Source organism: Bizionia paragorgiae (assembly GCF_900107625.1).
GTDB lineage: Bacteria > Bacteroidota > Bacteroidia > Flavobacteriales > Flavobacteriaceae > Bizionia > Bizionia paragorgiae.
Window position 1 is genome coordinate 1 of the sequence record NZ_FNQK01000041.1, and the last position, 1,143, is coordinate 1,143.

The window sequence follows — 1,143 nt, forward strand, 5'->3', positions numbered from 1 at the left end:
ATCGTACTTATGCCTTAATTCTGTTATGGCTACTGCTTTTCGTTTTGCTCTTGTTGAATTAAGGCCTGTAACTTTTTTAGCAAGTCCAGTTCTGCCCGTAAGGATTCATTTTCCAATAGAAGTTCCTCTTCTCTGGTTAAAGGTTTATTGGATTTCTTTTTTGCCTTTTTAAATTCCATCGCTTTTGGTTTTCCTCTAGTTTTATGGTTTAAGCCTTCGGCACCCAACTTTTTGTAATTCTTCTGCCAATTCATAATTACAGATTTAGTAGGGATATTGAACTCCAAACAAGCTTGGCTAAAGGATAGTGAATCTTTGTTGATAGCTTCCAATACTTTTATTTTGAAAGGTAAACTATAGACTTTGTTTTTTCTTGGCAACAAAGCTTTTTTGCCATATTTTTCATAAAAACGAATCCAATCATGAAGTGTTGTATGATGACAACCATTTAATTTTGAAACAGCTTCTACTGTTTGATGATGATTTAAAACTTGCTTTACACAGCGAAGTTTGAAATCGTAATTGTACTTGACTTTTCTTCCCATAAAAATACACTTAAATAGTGTCTAACTTTTTGGGGGCAGTTCAAAATCCGCAAGGATTTTCGTAAGTAGGCGAGAACCAGCCATTAATTATACACGGTGTTACCACACGTATTTTTTATGAAATCCAAGTTCCCTCAATTTTATCTATTATCCAATTACCGTTTTTATTTTTTTTGATATAAATTCTAAATCCACTTCCGTTTAAAATCCCCATTGTATAACCGCCATTCAGCACGCCATTATTTTTAGTTTTGTCAAATATTATTCCGCCAAATTGAATGTTTGCTGCAATAAAATAATCATAATCAGTTCTCCAAAATTCACGTCCATTTGGGAATTCTGAACGATATTTGAATTTAATCTTTTCATTGTTCGATTTCAGTCTGTTTAGGTCAATTTTATATTTTTCAAATCCAATAATAGAATCAGAAACGACCAAATATATTAAAGACTTATCCCTTTCCAGAGATTTTTTTTTTCTTTCCCATTTTTTAATATCGTTTTTGTACTTATCAGTTTGTTTATAGTCCTGAATTCCTTTGACGATATTGTTTTTATATTCTTCTGTTTGGAAAAATTCAGGCGGTGGTGGTGGTGG

Annotated in this window: 2 protein-coding genes; both read right to left on the reverse strand. The window is 32.2% G+C overall.

Features of this window, described 5'->3' with window-relative positions:
* Positions 1-29: 29 nt before the first annotated feature.
* Positions 30-545, reverse strand: coding sequence for a helix-turn-helix domain-containing protein (locus BLV64_RS14440; RefSeq protein WP_092136777.1), 516 nt, complete (start codon positions 543-545; stop codon positions 30-32).
* A 115-nt stretch (positions 546-660) separates the two neighbouring features.
* Positions 661-1,143, reverse strand: a 483-nt coding sequence (locus tag BLV64_RS14610; RefSeq protein WP_092136779.1) for a hypothetical protein, incomplete at its 5' end; no start/stop codon positions are given.